We start from the raw sequence: 16,900 nt of genomic DNA on the forward strand, positions 1-16,900 counted from the left end.
TGTTGACGAAATCGCCTCAGTGAGGAGACCCCCGATGAGTGCACCGGCGATTCCCCTGCGTCTGACCGCTCCGGCGCCCGGCTGGACCGTCGAGGCGGACGTGGTCGTCGTGGGCTCCGGCATCGCCGGCCTGACCGCGGCCCTGCGCTACGCCGAACTGGAGCCGTCGGCCAAGGTCCTGGTCGTCACCAAGGACGTGCTGTCCTCGGGCTCCACCCGCTGGGCGCAGGGCGGCATCGCGGCCGTGCTCGACCCGCGCGACACCCCCGACGAGCACCTGAACGACACGTTGGTCGCCGGGGTGGGGCTGTGCGACGTACGGGCGGTGCGCACGCTGGTGACCGAAGGGCCGGGCGCGCTGCGGCGGCTCATGGCCCGCGGCGCCCGCTTCGACCGTACGCCCGACGGGGAGCTCCAGCTCACCCGCGAGGGCGGGCACCGGCGGCGGCGTATCGTGCACGCAGGCGGCGACGCCACCGGCGCCGAGGTGCAGCGGGCGCTCGTCGAGGCGGTACGCGCCGGCGCGATCGAGGTGATCGAGCACGCCCTGGTACTCGACCTGCTCAAGGACGCCGAGGGCCGGGCCAGGGGCGTGACCCTGCACGTGATGGGCGAGGGCGCGCGCGACGGCGTGGGCGCGGTGCACGCCAGGGCCGTGGTGCTGGCCACCGGCGGCATGGGCCAGGTCTACTCAGCCACCACCAATCCCGTGGTCTCCACCGGCGACGGCGTGGCCCTCGCGCTCAGGGCGGGGGCGGTGGTGCGCGATCTCGAGTTCGTCCAGTTCCATCCGACCGTGCTGTGGCTCGGCGCGGGCTCGACGGGCCGCCAGCCGCTGATCTCCGAGGCGGTCAGGGGCGAGGGGGCGTTCCTGATCGACCACGAGGGCGAGCGGTTCATGGCCGGCGTGCACGAGCTGGCCGACCTGGCGCCGCGCGACGTCGTGGCCAAGGCCATCGTGCGCAGGATGCGCGAGACCGGGCACGACCACATGTTCCTCGACGGCCGTCACTTCGGGCGCGACACGTGGGAGTCCCGCTTCCCCACGATCTACGCGATCTGCCGCGAGCACGGCGTCGACCCGGTCACGCAGCCGATCCCGGTCGCGCCGGCCGCCCACTACGCCAGCGGCGGCGTCCGTACGGACCTGCGCGGCCGTACCTCGATCGAGGGCCTGTACGCCTGCGGCGAGGTCGCCTGCACCGGCGTGCACGGCGCGAACCGGTTGGCCTCCAACTCCCTGCTCGAAGGGCTCGTCTTCGCCGAGCGCATCGCGGGGGACATCCACGCGGTACGCCCGTCGCCGGGTGCGCCGGTCCCGGGCGAGGAGGTGGAGGGTCTGGTGGACCCGAGGGGCAGGCCCAGGATCCAGGCCCACATGAGCACGGGGGCGAGCGTGCTGCGCAGCCGCGAGTCCCTGACCGACACCGCGCGGGCGCTGCGCGACGCCCGCTGGACCCCGGTCGAGGTGCCCGCGTGCACGGAGTCGTGGGAGGCCACGAACCTGCTCACCGTCGCCACCGTGCTCACCGGCGCGGCGGCGGCCCGGCTGGAGACGCGCGGCTCACACTGGCGCGAGGACCACGACCTGCGCGACGACAACGAATGGCTGGGCCACCTGGACGTGACCCTGACGGAGGAGGGCCTTCGCATGACGTACACGCCCCACGGCGACGCGATGCCGCCGCGACTGGCGCAGGAGCTCGCGGCCGCCGGGCTGGACCCGGCCGAGGTGGACGCGCTCATCGACCGCGCGCTGGAGGAGGATCTGCAGGAGGCCGGCGACGTGACGAGCCAGGCCACCATCCCGGCCGGGCAGCGTTCCGTGGCCGACGTGGTGGCCCGCAGGGACGGCGTCGTGGCGGGGCTCGCGGTGGCCGAGGCGGTGTTCGTCCGGCTGGGGGCGGCTCGGGCCGAGCGGCGGGCCAAGGACGGCGAGCGGGTCGCGGCGGGTGACGTGCTGATGACCGTCGAGGGCCCGGTGCGGGCCCTGCTGACCGCCGAGCGGACCGCGCTCAACCTGCTCACGCACCTGTCCGGGGTGGCCACGCTGACCGGCCGCTGGGTCGAGGCGATCAGCGGCACGCGGGCGCGCGTCCGCGACAGCCGCAAGACGCTGCCGGGGCTGCGGGCGCTGGAGAAGTACGCGGTGCGCTGCGGCGGCGGCGTCAACCACCGGATGTCGCTGTCGGACGCCGCCCTGATCAAGGACAACCACGTGGTGGCCGCCGGAGGGGTGGCCGAGGCGTTCAGGGCGGTCAGGGAGCGCTACCCCGACCTGCCGATCGAGGTGGAGATCGACCGGCTCGACCAGCTCGATCCCGTTCTGGACGAAGGGGCCGAGTTGATCTTGCTCGACAACTTCACGGTCGAGGAGACGAAGCGTGCCGTACATGTCGTGAAAAATCGGGCGAAAAACAGGGTTGCGCTTGAGGCGAGCGGGGGATTGACCTTGGAATCGGCCCGTGATGTGGCGGAAACTGGCGTTGACTACCTGGCGGTGGGATCGCTGACGCACTCAGCGCCGGCCCTGGACATCGCACTGGATCTGCGGGGGTAATTGATGCTGCTCACGATCGACGTCGGCAACACGCACACGGTGCTGGGGCTCTTCGAAGGCGAGGACGTCATCGAGCACTGGCGGCTGGCCACCGACGCCCGCCGCACCGCCGACGAGATCGCGGTCGTCCTCCAGGGGCTGTTGGCACAGTCGCCGCTGCTCAAGGGGGCCGACATCGACGGCATCGCCATCTGTTCCACCGTGCCGAGCGTGCTCAACGAGATGCGCGAGATGTGCCGCCGCTACTACGGCGACGTGACCGCGGTGATCGTGGAGCCGGGCATCCGCACCGGGGTGCCCGTACGCATGGACAACCCCAAAGAGGTCGGCAGTGACCGCATCGTCAACGCGCTGGCCGCCATCGACCAGTACGGCGGCCCCTGCGTGATCGTCGACTTCGGCACCGCGACCTCGTTCGACGCGGTCTCCGCCAAGGGCGAGTACGTCGGCGCGGTCACCGCCCCCGGCATCGAGATCTCCGTGGACGCGCTGGCCGCCGCGGGCGCGCAGCTCCACAAGGTCGAGCTGGTCAGGCCGCGCTCGGTGATCGCCAAGAACACCGTCGAGGCGCTGCAGGCCGGCATCATCTACGGCTTCGCGGGCCAGGTGGACGGCATCGTCGAGCGCATGGCCGCCGAGCTGGCCGACGACCCCGACGAGGTGACGGTGGTGGCCACCGGCGGGCACGCGGCGCTGGTGGTGGGCGAGTCGCGCTCGATCGACGTGCACGAGCCGTGGCTGACCCTCATCGGCCTGCGGCTGATCTACCACCGGAACGCCTCGTAGCAGCATGTGAGGTGTGCGGCACACGGAGGAGCGGCCCCCGCCGCCGCGGGAGCCGCTCGCCTTCGTCCGGGGTCACTCGCTCTCGGCGGTGTAGAGGTACTCCCAGGGGCCGCACTTGGTCGGGTACTTGCTGTACTGGCCGATCTGGCACACCTTCACCCGCAGGCTGAAGACGTCGTGCTCCTGGAAGGAGAACTTCTGGTAGCCGGGGTAGCCGCAGTACTTCTTGGAGTAGACCGGGGACCAGTCGTGGTCGAAGTCGCTGGCCTCGAACTTCACGTACGCGCACTTGCCACCCTGCTTGTAGGTACGGTTGTCCCGGTCGTACAGCCGGCCGTTGACCGTGACCTCGTTCGACTCGCCGTCGTGGTCCCAGTTGACGCCGACCCAGCCCTGCGCCTTGGCGAGGTACTGCTTGGCGTAGACGGGGCCCCAGTACTCGGAGTAGTCGTCGGAGTCGGACGAGGCGGTGGCGCTGGCGGCCGACGGAAGCGAGAGGGCGACGGCGGTGGCGGCGGCTGCGGCGACTAAGCCGGTCGCGATCTTCTTGAACATCTCATCTCCCTGAGCTCCCCTGTGGGCCGGCTCCCTGCCGGCTCCCCCCTGAGCTCGTGGGACATTGGTAATCGAGGACTCTTGCAGCGACCCTGCAGAGAGCCGACGAGCCCTTGCAGTTCGCCATATCCCCTACCCTTTGATGGTGTGAGCGACGAACTTCCCGAGCAGATGCGCATCCGGAGGGAGAAGCTCGACCGCCTTCGCAGCGAGGGCGTCGACCCTTACCCGGTGACCTTCCCACGCACGGCGACCAACGCCGAGGTCAGGGAGAAATACCAGGGCCTGGAGCCCGACACCGCGACCGGTGACAAGGTCGGGGTCGCGGGGCGCGTCATGCTCAACCGCGTGGGCGGCAAGCTCTGCTTCGCCACGCTGCGCGACGGCGGCGCCGACCTCCAGGTCATGATCTCGCTAGACAAGGTGGGCGAGGAGTCCCTGGCGAGCTGGAAGCGCGAGGTCGACCTGGGCGACCACGTGGGCGTGGTCGGCGAGGTCATCACCTCGCGCCGGGGCGAGCTGTCGATCCTGGCCGACTCCTGGCAGATCACCGCCAAGTGCCTGCGCCCGCTGCCGGAGAAGCACGTGGGCCTCACCGACCCCGAGGCGCGGGTGCGTCAGCGCTACGTCGACCTCATCGTCAACGACGATGCCAGGAAGATGGCCCGGGTCCGCAGCGCGACGGTGCGCGCGGTGCGCGACTTCTGGCACGAGGAGGGCTACCTCGAGGTCGAGACGCCGATGTTGCAGCCGATCCACGGCGGTGCCGCGGCCCGGCCGTTCAAGACCCACATCAACGCCTACGACATGGAGCTCTACCTCCGCATCGCGATCGAGCTCTACCTCAAGCGGCTCGTGGTGGGCGGCATCGAGAAGGTCTTCGAGATCAACCGCAACTTCCGCAACGAGGGCGCCGACTCCACGCACAACCCCGAGTTCACGATGATCGAGGCGTACGGCACCTACCTCGACTACAACGACATGGCCGACCTGACCCAGCGCATGTACCAGAATGCCGTCGTGGCCGCGCTGGACACCACGGTGGTCGTGCACGAGGGCACCGAGATCGACCTGGGCCTCGCCGAGTGGCCGCGCATCACGCTCTACGACGCGGTGTCGCGGGCGGTGGGCGAAGAGATCACCACCGCCACCACCCTGGAAGAGCTGCGCAAGCTGGCCGACCGGCGCGAGATCCACTGGGATCCGAAGTGGGGCGCGGGCAAGCTGGTGCAGGAGCTGTTCGAGGTGCTGGTGGAGCACACGCTCGTGCAGCCCACGTTCGTCATGGACTATCCGCTGGAGACCTCGCCGCTGGCCCGCAACCACCGCGACGACCCGCTGCTGACCGAGAAGTGGGACCTGATCGGGTTCGGCACCGAGCTGGGCACCGCCTACTCCGAGCTGAACGACCCGATCGAGCAGCGGCGGCGGCTGGTCGAGCAGTCCCTGCTGGCCGCCGGCGGCGACGTGGAGGCCATGCAGCTCGACGAGGACTTCCTACAGGCGCTGGAATACGCCATGCCGCCCACCGGCGGCATGGGCGCCGGCATCGACCGGATGATCATGGCCTTCACCGGCAAGAACATCCGCGAGACGATCCTGTTCCCGCTGGTCAAGCCGACACAGTGACACGGGCGCCGGTCCGCCGCAGCCTGACGGGCAGGCGGGCCGGCCCGCGCAGCACCACGTTCGCCTTGTACGGCGGCGCGGCGACGGCCAGCTCCAGCCCGGGCGCCGCCGAGGCCAGCGCCGACAGCGCGATCTCGCCCTCCATCCTGGCCAGCGTGGCTCCCAGGCAGAAGTGGATGCCGAGCCCGAAGGCGACGTGCCGGCCGGGCTCCCGGGTCACGTCGAAGCGTTCGGGGTCGGGGAAGACCGCCGGGTCGCGATTGGCCGCGCCGATCACGGCGAGCACGGGTGCGCCCTTGGGCACCGCCACGCCGCCCAGCTCCGCGTCCTCCAGCGCCACCCGCGACGTGAGCTGAACGGGCGGGTCGTACCTCAGCACCTCCTCCACGACCTGCTTGGGCCGCTGCGCGGCGTGCCCCAGCAGGCCGTGCCGCACCAGGTGGAACACCCCGTTGCCGATGAGGTTGACGGTCGTCTCGTGCCCGGCCACGAGCAGCAGCACGCAGGTGGCCAGCAGTTCGGGCTCGGTCAGCTCGCGCACCTGGGTCAGGGCGCTCAGCAGGTCGTCCCCGGGGCGGCGGCGCCTGAGCGCGGCGAGTTCGCGGAAGTAGTCGCGAAACTCCCTTCCGGCCCGCCCGGTTTCCGATACGAGGTCGTCTGTAAGCATCGGGTCAAGACCGCGGGCCAGGATTTCGCTCCAGCCACGGAAGCGCTCCGAGTCCTCCTGAGGCACTCCGAGCATCTCGCTGATCACCGTGACCGGCAGCGGGTACGCCAGCCCCTCCACGAGGTCGGCCTCCTCCGGCAGCGCGTCGATCAGCTCGGCCGTGACCGCCTCGACGCGCGGGCGCAGCCGTTCGATCATGCGCGGGGTGAAGGCCCTGCTCACCAGCGCGCGCAGCCTGGTGTGGTCGGGCGGGTCCATCCACAGGAACGACTCAACGGGCTGACCTGGGTCTCTGTTGGGCCCGCCGCCTGGGCCGCGGCCGAAGCGCGGGTCGCGCAGCAGCGTCGAGCACAGCTCGTGGGTGGTGGCGACGAGCAGGCCGCCGGGCGTACGGAAGAGGGCGCCGCGCGCGCTCATCTCGCGGTAACGCGCATATGGATCGCGCAGAAACTCCCGATCGAACGGATCGAAACCCAGAACGTCGGCCGGGCTCGTCGACGGCTGATCCGGAACGGCGGAAGGCTCGACGGGGTCGCTCATCGTGGACCGATCGATGCCGACATATCGCGAGTACGTCACACATTTCGGATCATGTCAATAGCGCTCGTCAAGAGTGGCGATTGTCATGCTTGACGACCTTTCCGCGATGCGTTTACCGTCTGCGAGGAGCGACTTGGGCCCGGTCGAGAGGCCCAAGTTCTGCTGTTGGGGGGGAGGGCTCCCGATGGATGTGCTCACTGAAGGCGTTGAGCTGAGCCATGCGGATCTGGCGTTGCTGGCGGAGCTGGCCAAGGGGGTCACGGTAGACCGGGTGGGCAGACGACTGGATATCAGCGGTCGTACGGTACGCCGGAGGCTGCGGGGCATCTGCGACCGCATCGGCGTGGCCACGGCGATCGAGGCCGTGGCCTGGGCGGCCCGCCGCCAGTTGATCTAGCGACGGGAGATCCGGCCGATGCCGGGCTCAGTTGGCGATGCGTACCGCGCCGGCCCACGGGCGCCCCTCGATCGAGGCGATCCGTACGACGTCGCCGGTCTGCGGCGCGTGCACCATCATGCCGCCGCCGAGGTAGATGCCCACGTGGTGCAGGTCGTTGTAGAAGAACACCAGGTCGCCCGGCCGCAGCTCGGAGCGGTCGATGTGCTTGCCCGCGGTCCACTGGCTGCCGGTGTAGTGCGGCAGCGAGATGCCCACCTTCTGGTAGGCGGCCATGACGAGGCCGGAGCAGTCGTAGGAGCTGGGCCCTTCGGCGCCCCAGACGTACGGCTTGAGCTGCTGCGTGAGCGCCCAGCGGGCGGCCTGCGCGGCCTTGCCGCTGCCCGCGATCGGCAGGTTGACGCGCTGGGCCCGCGTGCCGGACCGGCCCGCCTCGCCCAGGGCCCGCTTGAACAGGTTGCTCTCGACCTTGGTGACGAGTTTGGTGATCTTGTCGCGCTTGGAGTCGAGGTCGCTGACGAGCTTCTCGACCTCCTCGATGCGCGTCTTGGCGCCGGCCTGGGCGCGCTCGGCGGCCTCCCTGGCCTTGGCCACCTGGTTGACCTGCTCGCCCTGCTGCTGCTCCAGCACGTACGTGGTGGCGGCGCTGTCGAGGAAGGTGTCGGGGTCGGCGGAGGTGGTGAACGCCAGCGCCCTGCTCAGCCCGCCGGTGATGTAGGCGTTCTCGGCGAGCAGGGCGGCCTTGGCGCGCTTGGCCTCGAAATCGGCCTGACTGGTCGCCAGCGTCTTCTGTGCGGCGTCGGCGGTCTTCTCGGCGGCCTTGAGCTTCTCCCGCTGGCCGTTGTAGTCCTCGGACAGCGTCTCGATCTCCGTGTGCATCTGCTCGACCTGCTTGGCCAGGTCCTGCAGCGAGGGCTTGGGGTCGGCGGACGCCGAGCCGACGGGGACGGCGATCAGGAACGCGGCGACTGTGACACTTACCACACCGAAGAGGCGTGGTCGCCGCGCCTGTTCACGAGGGCGGGCGTGCTTGCCCGCCGGCTTCCCCCCGCGGTTGAGCGTGCGCTTCACCAACCAGCTCCTCTCGTCGACGCCTACCGGGTTAGCTGGCGGGTTCGGGCCGGAGCAGCCCTACCGAACGGGTCGGATTCACCCCAGTTGGTGGCGCTGGGAGGACGCCACCGGCGGGTCCCCGGCTCCCCTTGCGAGGATTGGGCGGGTTCGCCGCATGCGACACGCGGCGAACATCGTCGCTGGACACTAATGCACTCCAGGTTCGGGCTCAACCACAACTGCCGAGTCTGTAGAGGTTTCGCAACTGAAGGGTCACAAGGTGATCTCGTGCCCAACCGTGCAGAACTGACTTTATGTCCTCTTTGCCGTTGGTTCCGCCAGAACGAGGGGGCACGCGGGTTTCGTGCACGCATGGCCACACGATGTAACAAGATAGGCCGAGACATGGGAGTTAGGGCCGAGCCGTAATGACATCTGTACCCTGGAGAGCCATGGAGCAGGTGGCGGAACTGACGATGCCGGAGACCGCGGTGGTGGTCAGGCGTGCCCGCACGCCCGACGTGCGCTCGGTCAGACGTCTCGTCGACACCTACGCGGGCGCTGGTCCGCGGCTCCTGGAGAAGGCCACGGTGACCCTGTACGAAGACGTACAGGAGTTCTGGGTGGCAGAGCGGGGCGGGCAGGTTGTCGGCTGCGGTGCGCTCCACGTGCTTTGGGAAGACCTCGCCGAGGTCCGCACCGTCGCCGTGGATCCTGAGTGCCGGGGCAAGGGCGTCGGCCATCGGATCGTCTCGGCGCTCATACAGCAGGCGACGGATCTGGGTCTGCGACGTGTATTCTGTCTGACTTTTGAGGTCGACTTCTTCGCGAGGCACGGCTTTCGCCCTATACAGGGCACGCCGGTCTCCCCCGAGGTGTACGCCGAACTCCTGGCCTCGTACGACGAGGGCGTGGCGGAGTTCCTCGACCTGGAACACGTGAAACCGAACACCCTGGGTAACACCCGCATGCTGCTCCATCTGACATCGGGTGACGCGGACCCTGACCTGATGGAAAGGTGATTGTTGATACCTATGTCGATACGTTGGGCAGCACAGGCATGTGTCCTGACACGTGCCACATGCGCACTCGAAGCGAGGTGACACGGTGAGCACCGGACAGCCGCCGTATCCACAGGACCCATCCGGCGAAAATTCTGCACCCGGCACCCCGTACGGGCAGCAGAACGCGGGCCGCCACCCCGGCGAACCCGACCCGGACGCGACTGTGATCGGCTACCGGGCGGACGACGCCTATGGGCAGCAGCCCCAGTACGGACAGCAGCAACAGCAGCAACAGCAGTACGGCTACGGCCAGCAGCAGCCCCAATACGGTCAGCAGCAGCAGTACGGCCAGCAGCAGCCCTCGCAGCCCGGCTACGGGCAGCAGGGTTACGACCAGCAGCAGGGCTACGGCCAGCAGGGCTACGGTCAGCAGCAACAGCAGCAGTACGGCTACGGCCAGCAGCCCCAGTCGGGCCAGCAGCCGCAGTACGGCCAGCAGGGTTATGGTCAGCAGGGCTACGGTCAGCAGCAGCAGTCGCAACCCGACTACGGCCAGCAGTACGCCCAGCAGCCCCAGTCCCAGCCCGACTACGGCCAGCAGCAGGGCTACGGCCAGCAGCCCCAATCGGGCCAGCAGTACGGGCAGCAGCCACAGTCCCAGCCCGACTACGGGCAGCAGGGCTACGGTCAGCAGGCGCAGTCGGGCCAGCAGTACGGCCAGCAGGGCTACCCGCAGCAGGGCTACGGCCAGCAGCAGCAGTCGCAGCCCGGCTACGCCCAACCCGGCTACGGCCAGCAGCCCGGGTACGGCGACCAGCAGCAGTACGGCCAGCAGGCCCAGTACGGCGACCAGCAGCAGTACGGTCAGGCCGGCTACGGGCAGCCGCAGGCGTACGGCCAGGGCGGTTACGGCCAGCAGCCCGGCTACGGGCAGCAGGGCTACGGCGCGCCGGTCGGCGTACAGCCTCCGGGGGCCCCTGCGCCGCTGGCGGAGTGGTGGCAGCGGTTGGTGGCCAGGATCATCGACTTCGTGATCCTGCTCGTGCTCAACTTCGTGGTGGGCCTGATCATCGGCCTGTTCGCGGTGGCCAGTTACTCCTCACTGGACGGCGCGAGCAGCGGGTTCCTCACCAGCACGGTCGCGGCGATCATTTCGGGGGTCATCGTGACGGCCCTCTGGGTGGCCTTCGACTTCGTCCTGCTGAAGATGAAGGGCCAGACCATCGGCAAGATGGTGATGGGCATCAAGGTCGTCCCCGTGGGTCAGGCTCTGTCGCCGGCCGGTCTCCCCACGAACATGGCGCTCATGCGCGCCGGGGTCACCTGGGGTGGCTGGGTCATCAACGCCATCCCGATCCCCATCATCACCGGGCTGCTCGCCTGGGTCGTGGTGGCGCTCAACGGCGCCTCGCAGCTCTGGGACAAGCCGCTGCAGCAGACGTTCGCGGACAAGATCGCGGGCACGGTCGTGGTGAAGATCAAGTAATCCGTCACGACGCAAAACACAGGGGCCGGCTTCCCGCCGGCCCCTGTGTTTTGCCCGCGGGTCCGTACGAAAATGGTTCGTGATCGGCGCCGTCGACGACGTGAGGTGGAGTTATGGCCGGGACGGTGGCGCGGCTGGACGGGCCACCCGCGGAATGGTGGGAACGACTCGCCGCCCGGCTGATTGAGGCGCTCGTCTTCGGGGTCATCTATTACATTCTGTTCATCGTGCTGTGGGGCGTCTTCCGAACTGTCGGCGGGCTCGACGTGTTCGACGGGCGGCTGCCCGGCGTGCTGGCGTGGCTGGTGGGCGGGCTGGGTTATGCGGGCTACGACTGGCGGGCGCATTGCCGGCGTGGCCGTACCTTCGGTAAGGCGATCATGCGGATTCGCCTCGCGCCGGCCGGTCTTGCGCCCCTGGCGCTGCTCAAACGAGCCCTGGTCTATCCCGCCCCGGTGTTGCTCATGGGCATTCCGGTGGCCAATCTCCTGGCCGGAATGCTGCTGTTCGGGGTGGGGCTGCTCATCCTGGTCGACAAGCCGCTCGAGCGGGGGCCGCACGACAGACTGGCCGGAACGCGGGTGGTAAAAGATCTTCGCTGAGCCGGGCGTACCTGGGGCGATGTCTTTTCGCAAAATTTTCGCTTGATCCGGTAAGGAGCCTGGAGAGACTGGCATTAGGCTATGGGGCGTCCGGGTTGCCGGATCTTGGCGCCCCTGCGACACGCAGGGCATCTGTGTGCCGCTATGGTCGGGTACGGGTGGTTGTCGCCCGCGTGTCATGAGGGGCCAGGGCTCCCTGTGGCGACGCTCCAGGCGCTTAATGCGCCCCCGAAACCCCGCAAGCCGTGGAGGCGAGGCCGAATGGAAGCCCTAACAGACGTATTGTCAGCGCTCATCCCACCGGTCGTGGTGGGCGGCGCCTTCATCTATGGCGTAGTGAAGTTGGTCCGGTCCGAGGCTGTGGGGGGCCGTCGAAACCGCGAGGATCAGCCCGAGAGCCACAACTGATCGGCGACTCAGCCGAATCCCCGTACGCTGAATTGTCTCAGCGCCTTTCCGGGTATATGTTTGGGCAGGCGAATGAAACAATGCTCCGCGAAAGGATTGCGTACATGGCCAAGCAGATCCAGGAGATTCTCATCGATGACCTCGATGGGGGCGAGGCCAATGAGACGGTCAGCTTCGCTATTGACGGCTCCACCTATGAGATTGACCTCAGCGACCTTAACGCGAAGAAGCTGAGGGACGCCCTCACGCCTTTCGTGCAGCACGCGCGCAGGGCGGGAGCCGTGGCCACGCGCCGTCGCGGTCGCGGCGGCACCCGTGCGATGAGCCGCGAGAAGAGCTCGGAGATCCGGCAGTGGGCCAAGGCTCACGGCCTGCCGGTCAGCGAGCGCGGCCGCATCGCCTCCACCGTCGTGGAGAAGTACGAAGCTGCTCACTAAGGAGCCGTCTCTCGACCATGCGCTTATGATGCTCGCCTTGGACCCCGGCGGCCGCCATAAGCGCATGATCGTTTCTGGGGTGTTCCGGAAACCCGGGCCGTCCCGGAGGACGGTCTCCTGAGGCTCTCATATGCGGGCGTTTTGGGCGTGCGCGTTCAGGCCCGTCCGTGGCGCCGTTTCACCGGCGGGCGCCCGCATATGCGACGACGTCCGTGATGGCGTCTGTGTTGACCTCGTGCCCGCGTGCGCGCCGAATGCCGCCTGGGGCGGGCATACCTCATTCACGCGACCCCGGCGCATGGCGTGCCGGTCGTCCACATTGCCGTACGGGGGCGGCATTGCCGAGTCCTCCGCAGACGGGCATGCCGGTCCCAGGAAGCGGTCACGGAACCGGTTGTGGAACGCGCCATCGCAAAATCATCGGCACGGTTAAGCCCGGTGCCCCTTCACGCGCTGTAGCGCTAAAGCGCGATCCTGACTGGTGTCCCGCCGGTGAAACCCGGTGTCCCCTGATATGTAGGCTCTCTTGATATCGCGCCCGTCTAGAGGCGCCGGGCCGGGCATAAGCCGCAAGTATGAGCGTCGCTCGCGCAATCTCTCTTCCCCAGGCGTCCGCGCACAATCCGGCTGTCTCGTGAGTGTGCCAGATTGCGATTGCCGTGCACCTGCAACTGCAAGCGGTGGTGGCGAATGCCGTGCAACGTTCATGGACTGTGTCTCAAGGGTCTCAAGGTACGTCTCATGATGCGCGGTGCGGTTCGGTAACCCGGCTGACCGGATGCGGATTACCGATTACCGTCAGTACGGGCGCGCGCGGGCCGACGCTGGGGTGCGAGGCGCGGTGCGCGGCGCGTGCCGCGTTGTGCTCAGGGCACAGCGCCGTCGCTTGGCCAAGCATCGTGTGACCACATAGGATGATTGCGTAACAGATACGGACGTGGCATCTGAGATGCGCGGGCGAAGCGGCGTCCCCTCGCTGGCTTCGAGCCCGGTCTCCGGAGGCATCCGTCTACGCCGTGGGTGGCAATTTCAGCCGCTTCCGCGAAGCGTCCCAAACATCGTTCGCTTGCGGCGTATCGGGAACACGTCACCCCCGAACAGTAGTTGGATGGAGGGTGAACGCCCTGCTCTCGGGGAACGTCTCTGCTATAGAGCGTGTCAGCGGCAGTGGGCACGGTTCGCCGAGCCAGGGCTAGCATGCGGGAGGACGGGACCGGATTTACCGGCCTGACTGACCGCTCTGTGAGGAGCGACGAGATGTTCGAGAGGTTCACCGACCGAGCGAGGCGTGTTGTCGTCTTGGCCCAAGAAGAGGCCAGGATGCTCAACCACAACTACATCGGCACTGAGCACATTCTTCTTGGCTTGATCCACGAGGGTGAGGGCGTGGCCGCCAAGGCTCTGGAGAGCCTCGGCATCAGCCTTGAGGGTGTGCGCCAGCAGGTCGAGGAGATCATTGGCCAGGGCCAATCGGCTCCGTCGGGGCACATTCCGTTCACCCCGCGGGCCAAGAAGGTCCTCGAGCTGTCGCTCCGTGAGGCTTTGCAACTGGGTCACAACTACATCGGCACCGAGCACATCCTGCTCGGGCTCATCCGTGAGGGTGAAGGTGTGGCGGCTCAGGTGCTGGTCAAGCTTGGAGCTGATCTCAACCGTGTACGGCAGCAGGTCATCCAGTTGCTCCACGGCTACCAGGGCAAGGAGCCGGCCGCGGCGGGCGGCCCCCAGGAGTCGGCCCCGTCCACGTCCCTGGTGCTCGACCAGTTCGGCCGCAACCTGACCCAGGCCGCCCGCGAGGGCAAGCTGGACCCGGTCATCGGCCGCGAGAAGGAGATCGAGCGGGTCATGCAGGTCCTCTCCCGGAGGACCAAGAACAACCCCGTTCTCATCGGCGAGCCCGGCGTCGGCAAGACCGCCGTCGTCGAGGGCCTGTCGCAGAAGATCGTCAGGGGAGAGGTGCCCGAGACGCTGAAGGACAAGCAGCTCTACACGCTTGACCTCGGCGCCCTGGTCGCCGGCTCCCGCTACCGCGGCGACTTCGAAGAGCGCCTGAAGAAGGTGCTCAAGGAGATCCGCACCCGCGGCGACATCATCCTGTTCATCGACGAGCTGCACACGCTCGTGGGCGCGGGCGCGGCAGAGGGCGCGATCGACGCCGCCAGCATCCTCAAGCCGATGCTGGCCCGCGGCGAGCTGCAGACCATCGGCGCGACCACGCTCGACGAATACCGCAAATACCTGGAGAAGGACGCGGCGCTGGAGCGGCGCTTCCAGCCGATCCAGGTGGCCGAGCCCTCACTCAGCCACACGATCGAGATCCTCAAGGGTCTGCGCGACCGCTACGAGGCGCACCACCGCGTGTCCATCACCGACGACGCGCTGGTGGCCGCCGCGCAGCTCGCCGACCGCTACATCAGCGACCGCTACCTTCCCGACAAGGCGATCGACCTCATCGACGAGGCCGGGTCCCGGATGCGCATCCGCAGGATGACCGCCCCGCCCGACCTGCGCGAATACGACGAGAAGATCGCCAACGTGCGCCGCGACAAGGAGTCCGCGATCGACGCGCAGGACTTCGAGAAGGCCGCTGCCCTCCGCGACCAGGAGAAGCAGCTCCAGCTCAAGCGCGAGCGGCGGGAGAAGGAGTGGAAGGCCGGCGACATGGACGTCGTGGCCGAGGTCACCCAGGAGCTCATCGCCGAGGTCCTGGCGACCGCCACCGGCATCCCGGTCTTCAAGCTGACCGAGGAGGAGTCGCAGCGCCTGCTCCGCATGGAGGACGAGCTCCACAAGCGGATCATCGGCCAGGACGACGCCATCAAGGGCCTTTCGCGCTCCATCCGGCGCACCCGCGCCGGTCTGAAGGACCCGCGCCGTCCCGGTGGGTCGTTCATCTTCGCCGGTCCCTCCGGCGTCGGCAAGACCGAGCTGTCCAAGGCCCTGGCGGAGTTCCTCTTCGGTGACGAAGACGCTCTGATCAGCCTGGACATGTCGGAGTTCATGGAGAAGCACACCGTCTCCAGGCTGTTCGGCTCGCCTCCCGGCTACGTCGGCTACGAGGAGGGCGGCCAGCTCACCGAGAAGGTGCGGCGCAAGCCGTTCTCCGTGGTCCTGTTCGACGAGATCGAGAAGGCCCACCCCGACATCTTCAACTCGCTGCTGCAGATCCTGGAAGACGGTCGCCTGACCGACGCCCAGGGCCGGGTGGTCGACTTCAAGAACACGGTCATCATCATGACCACCAACCTCGGCACCCGCGACATCTCCAAGGGCATCGGGGTCGGGTTCGCGAAGTCCAACGACACCGAGTCCAACTACGAGCGGATGAAGGCGAAGGTTCAGGAGGAGCTCAAGCAGCACTTCCGGCCCGAGTTCCTCAACCGTGTCGACGACATCGTGGTCTTCCACCAGCTCACGCCGAACGAGATCATCAAGATCGTGGATCTGATGCTCGCCCAGGTCGACGGCAGGCTGAAGGACCGCGACATGGGGCTCGACGTCTCGCCCGAGGCCAAGCAGCTGCTCGCCGACCGCGGCTACGACCCGGTCATGGGCGCCCGGCCGCTGCGCCGGACGATCCAGCGGGAGCTGGAAGACTCGCTGTCGGAGAAGATCCTCTACGGCGAGCTCCGGCCCGGTCAGGTCGTGAAGGTGACGGTGGAGGGCGAGGGCGACAACGCCAAGTTCATCTTCAGGGGCGAGTCCGTCGCGAAGATCCCGGACTCGGCGGCGGCGATCGCCGCCCCGATCCAGAACTGACGCCCAGCCCGTCCGGTCTGACGAAAGCCCCCGCGTGAGGTCTCTCACCCTCACGCGAGGGCTTTCCGCATGTTGGGGCGGCGTTGGGGTGGCTGGCCGCGCCTTCCGCCCTGGAAGCCCGCAGGTAAGGAAGCCGCATGTCCCCGTACGGCTTCACCTGCGGAGCCATGTACGGGTAGACGTGCATGGCCGGGACATGCCTGAGGCTCTCATGCAGAACGTGCTGCGGCTTCCGCCCGGAAGAACCGGGCGGTGTCGTCATCGGCGGGAAAGTACGCCTCGACGGCGATCTCTTCCAGCGTGACGTCGAAGGCGGCGCCGAACGTGGTGATGGTGTTGATGAAACACAGCTCCGCGCCGCGATGACAGATGCGGATGGGCAGTGCGATGTCGGCGGGATCGGGCGGCGGCGGATCGTCGTCGGGGCCGTAGGACAGCAGCTCTTCATACAGCGCGCTCAACTCCGCATCGCCGGCCTGCGCCACCTGGCGGGCGAGCCGGGGCAACAGGTAGGCGCGGACCTGCCCGAGGTTGCGCAGCCGCGGCGCGAACCCGCCTGGATGCAGGCCCAGCCGCATCATGTTGACCGGAGGCCGCAGCAACGCCGCATCGACGTCCTCCAGGAAGACGTCGATCGCGGTGTTGGCGAGCAACAGGTTCCAGTGGCGGTCCACGGCGAGCGCCGGATACGGTTCGTGCCCCCGCAGGATCTGCTCCAGGACATTTCGCGCCGAGGCCAGGTGCGGATCTTCCAGCGGCCGCTCCCGGATGACGGGCGCGTGCCCGGCCGCCACCAGCAGGCGGTTGCGTTCCCGCAACGGCACGCCCAGATGCTCGGCCAGACGCATCACCATCGGGCTACTGGGAATGGTCCGTCCCGTCTCCACGAAGCTGACGTGCCGGGCGGACACCTCCGCCTGAATCGCCAGATCCAGCTGGCTGAGCCCTCTGCGGTGCCGCCACTCGCGCAGCAGCTCACCGACCGGCCGGTCCTGCTTCATACGGCGATTATCGCCC

Annotated in this window: 13 protein-coding genes and 1 riboswitch; of the genes, 9 read left to right on the top strand and 4 right to left on the bottom strand. The window is 68.2% G+C overall.

What is annotated here, in order from left to right:
• The first annotated feature begins 34 nt into the window (after positions 1-34).
• Positions 35-2,560: an L-aspartate oxidase gene (locus tag ABD844_RS36885; RefSeq protein ID WP_344888583.1), complete on the top strand. Its 2,526-nt coding sequence runs from the start codon at positions 35-37 to the stop codon at positions 2,558-2,560.
• Positions 2,561-2,563: 3 nt separating this feature from the next.
• Positions 2,564-3,346, top strand: coding sequence for a type III pantothenate kinase (locus ABD844_RS36890; RefSeq protein WP_344888586.1), 783 nt, complete (start codon positions 2,564-2,566; stop codon positions 3,344-3,346).
• A gap of 72 nt (positions 3,347-3,418) precedes the next feature.
• Here the strand turns inward: ABD844_RS36890 and ABD844_RS36895 are convergent, their stop codons facing one another.
• A complete protein-coding gene (locus tag ABD844_RS36895; RefSeq protein WP_344888589.1) occupies positions 3,419-3,901 on the bottom strand; it encodes a hypothetical protein in 483 nt (160 codons plus the stop codon).
• A gap of 171 nt (positions 3,902-4,072) precedes the next feature.
• Here ABD844_RS36895 and lysX point away from each other — a divergent pair, with 171 nt between their 5' ends.
• On the top strand, positions 4,073-5,530 hold the full coding sequence (lysX, locus tag ABD844_RS36900; protein ID WP_344888900.1) for a bifunctional lysylphosphatidylglycerol synthetase/lysine--tRNA ligase LysX: 1,458 nt from the start codon (positions 4,073-4,075) through the stop codon (positions 5,528-5,530).
• Here the strand turns inward: lysX and ABD844_RS36905 are convergent.
• A complete protein-coding gene (locus tag ABD844_RS36905) occupies positions 5,514-6,776 on the bottom strand; it encodes a cytochrome P450 (protein WP_344888592.1) in 1,263 nt (420 codons plus the stop codon). The genes lysX and ABD844_RS36905 overlap by 17 nt on opposite strands.
• Positions 6,777-6,921: 145 nt before the next feature.
• Between ABD844_RS36905 and ABD844_RS36910 the strand changes: the two genes are divergently transcribed.
• A complete protein-coding gene (locus ABD844_RS36910; protein ID WP_043615366.1) occupies positions 6,922-7,134 on the top strand; it encodes a LuxR C-terminal-related transcriptional regulator in 213 nt (70 codons plus the stop codon).
• Positions 7,135-7,161: 27 nt separating this feature from the next.
• On the opposite strand, the gene ABD844_RS36915 is transcribed toward ABD844_RS36910, so the two are convergent.
• Entirely contained in the window at positions 7,162-8,118 is a 957-nt protein-coding gene (locus ABD844_RS36915; RefSeq protein ID WP_344888596.1) for a C40 family peptidase, read from the bottom strand.
• Between the two features lie 92 nt (positions 8,119-8,210).
• Positions 8,211-8,362: riboswitch (cyclic di-AMP (ydaO/yuaA leader) on the bottom strand.
• Between the two features lie 277 nt (positions 8,363-8,639).
• On the opposite strand from ABD844_RS36915, the gene ABD844_RS36920 reads away from it, so the two are divergent.
• From ABD844_RS36920 to ABD844_RS36940, 5 genes are all read left to right on the top strand, one after another.
• Positions 8,640-9,209, top strand: a complete 570-nt coding sequence (locus tag ABD844_RS36920) for an amino-acid N-acetyltransferase (RefSeq protein WP_344888598.1) — start codon at positions 8,640-8,642, stop codon at positions 9,207-9,209.
• Positions 9,210-9,294: 85 nt separating this feature from the next.
• Entirely contained in the window at positions 9,295-10,677 is a 1,383-nt protein-coding gene (locus ABD844_RS36925) for an RDD family protein (protein WP_344888600.1), read from the top strand.
• 113 nt (positions 10,678-10,790) lie between these two features.
• Positions 10,791-11,279: an RDD family protein gene (locus ABD844_RS36930; RefSeq protein WP_344888602.1), complete on the top strand. Its 489-nt coding sequence runs from the start codon at positions 10,791-10,793 to the stop codon at positions 11,277-11,279.
• A 512-nt stretch (positions 11,280-11,791) separates the two neighbouring features.
• Positions 11,792-12,124 (top strand): histone-like nucleoid-structuring protein Lsr2, encoded by a 333-nt coding sequence (locus ABD844_RS36935; protein WP_344888605.1) that lies wholly within the window; start codon positions 11,792-11,794, stop codon positions 12,122-12,124.
• Positions 12,125-13,381: 1,257 nt separating this feature from the next.
• The gene (locus ABD844_RS36940) at positions 13,382-15,883 is read left to right on the top strand and encodes an ATP-dependent Clp protease ATP-binding subunit (RefSeq protein ID WP_344888608.1); all 2,502 of its coding nucleotides are present in this window, start codon (positions 13,382-13,384) and stop codon (positions 15,881-15,883) included.
• A 209-nt stretch (positions 15,884-16,092) separates the two neighbouring features.
• Here ABD844_RS36940 and ABD844_RS36945 read toward each other — a convergent pair whose 3' ends face one another.
• A complete protein-coding gene (locus tag ABD844_RS36945) occupies positions 16,093-16,884 on the bottom strand; it encodes a helix-turn-helix domain-containing protein (RefSeq protein ID WP_344888611.1) in 792 nt (263 codons plus the stop codon).
• Positions 16,885-16,900: the final 16 nt, after the last annotated feature.

The organism is Nonomuraea antimicrobica, from assembly GCF_039536965.1.
In the GTDB taxonomy this organism is placed as follows: domain Bacteria; phylum Actinomycetota; class Actinomycetes; order Streptosporangiales; family Streptosporangiaceae; genus Nonomuraea; species Nonomuraea antimicrobica.

Bases quoted from the DNA above. Each gene is read 5' to 3' on its own strand.
- ABD844_RS36885 (WP_344888583.1), top strand. From the start codon at position 35: ATGAGTGCACCGGCGATTCCCCTGCGTCTGACCGCTCCGGCGCCCGGC.
- ABD844_RS36890 (WP_344888586.1), top strand. From the start codon at position 2,564: ATGCTGCTCACGATCGACGTCGGCAACACGCACACGGTGCTGGGGCTC.
- ABD844_RS36895 (WP_344888589.1), bottom strand. From the start codon at position 3,901: ATGTTCAAGAAGATCGCGACCGGCTTAGTCGCCGCAGCCGCCGCCACC.
- ABD844_RS36930 (WP_344888602.1), top strand. From the start codon at position 10,791: ATGGCCGGGACGGTGGCGCGGCTGGACGGGCCACCCGCGGAATGGTGG.
- ABD844_RS36945 (WP_344888611.1), bottom strand. From the start codon at position 16,884: ATGAAGCAGGACCGGCCGGTCGGTGAGCTGCTGCGCGAGTGGCGGCAC.
- ABD844_RS36940 (WP_344888608.1), top strand. From the start codon at position 13,382: ATGTTCGAGAGGTTCACCGACCGAGCGAGGCGTGTTGTCGTCTTGGCC.
- ABD844_RS36920 (WP_344888598.1), top strand. From the start codon at position 8,640: ATGGAGCAGGTGGCGGAACTGACGATGCCGGAGACCGCGGTGGTGGTC.
- ABD844_RS36910 (WP_043615366.1), top strand. From the start codon at position 6,922: ATGGATGTGCTCACTGAAGGCGTTGAGCTGAGCCATGCGGATCTGGCG.
- lysX (WP_344888900.1), top strand. From the start codon at position 4,073: ATGCGCATCCGGAGGGAGAAGCTCGACCGCCTTCGCAGCGAGGGCGTC.
- ABD844_RS36935 (WP_344888605.1), top strand. From the start codon at position 11,792: ATGGCCAAGCAGATCCAGGAGATTCTCATCGATGACCTCGATGGGGGC.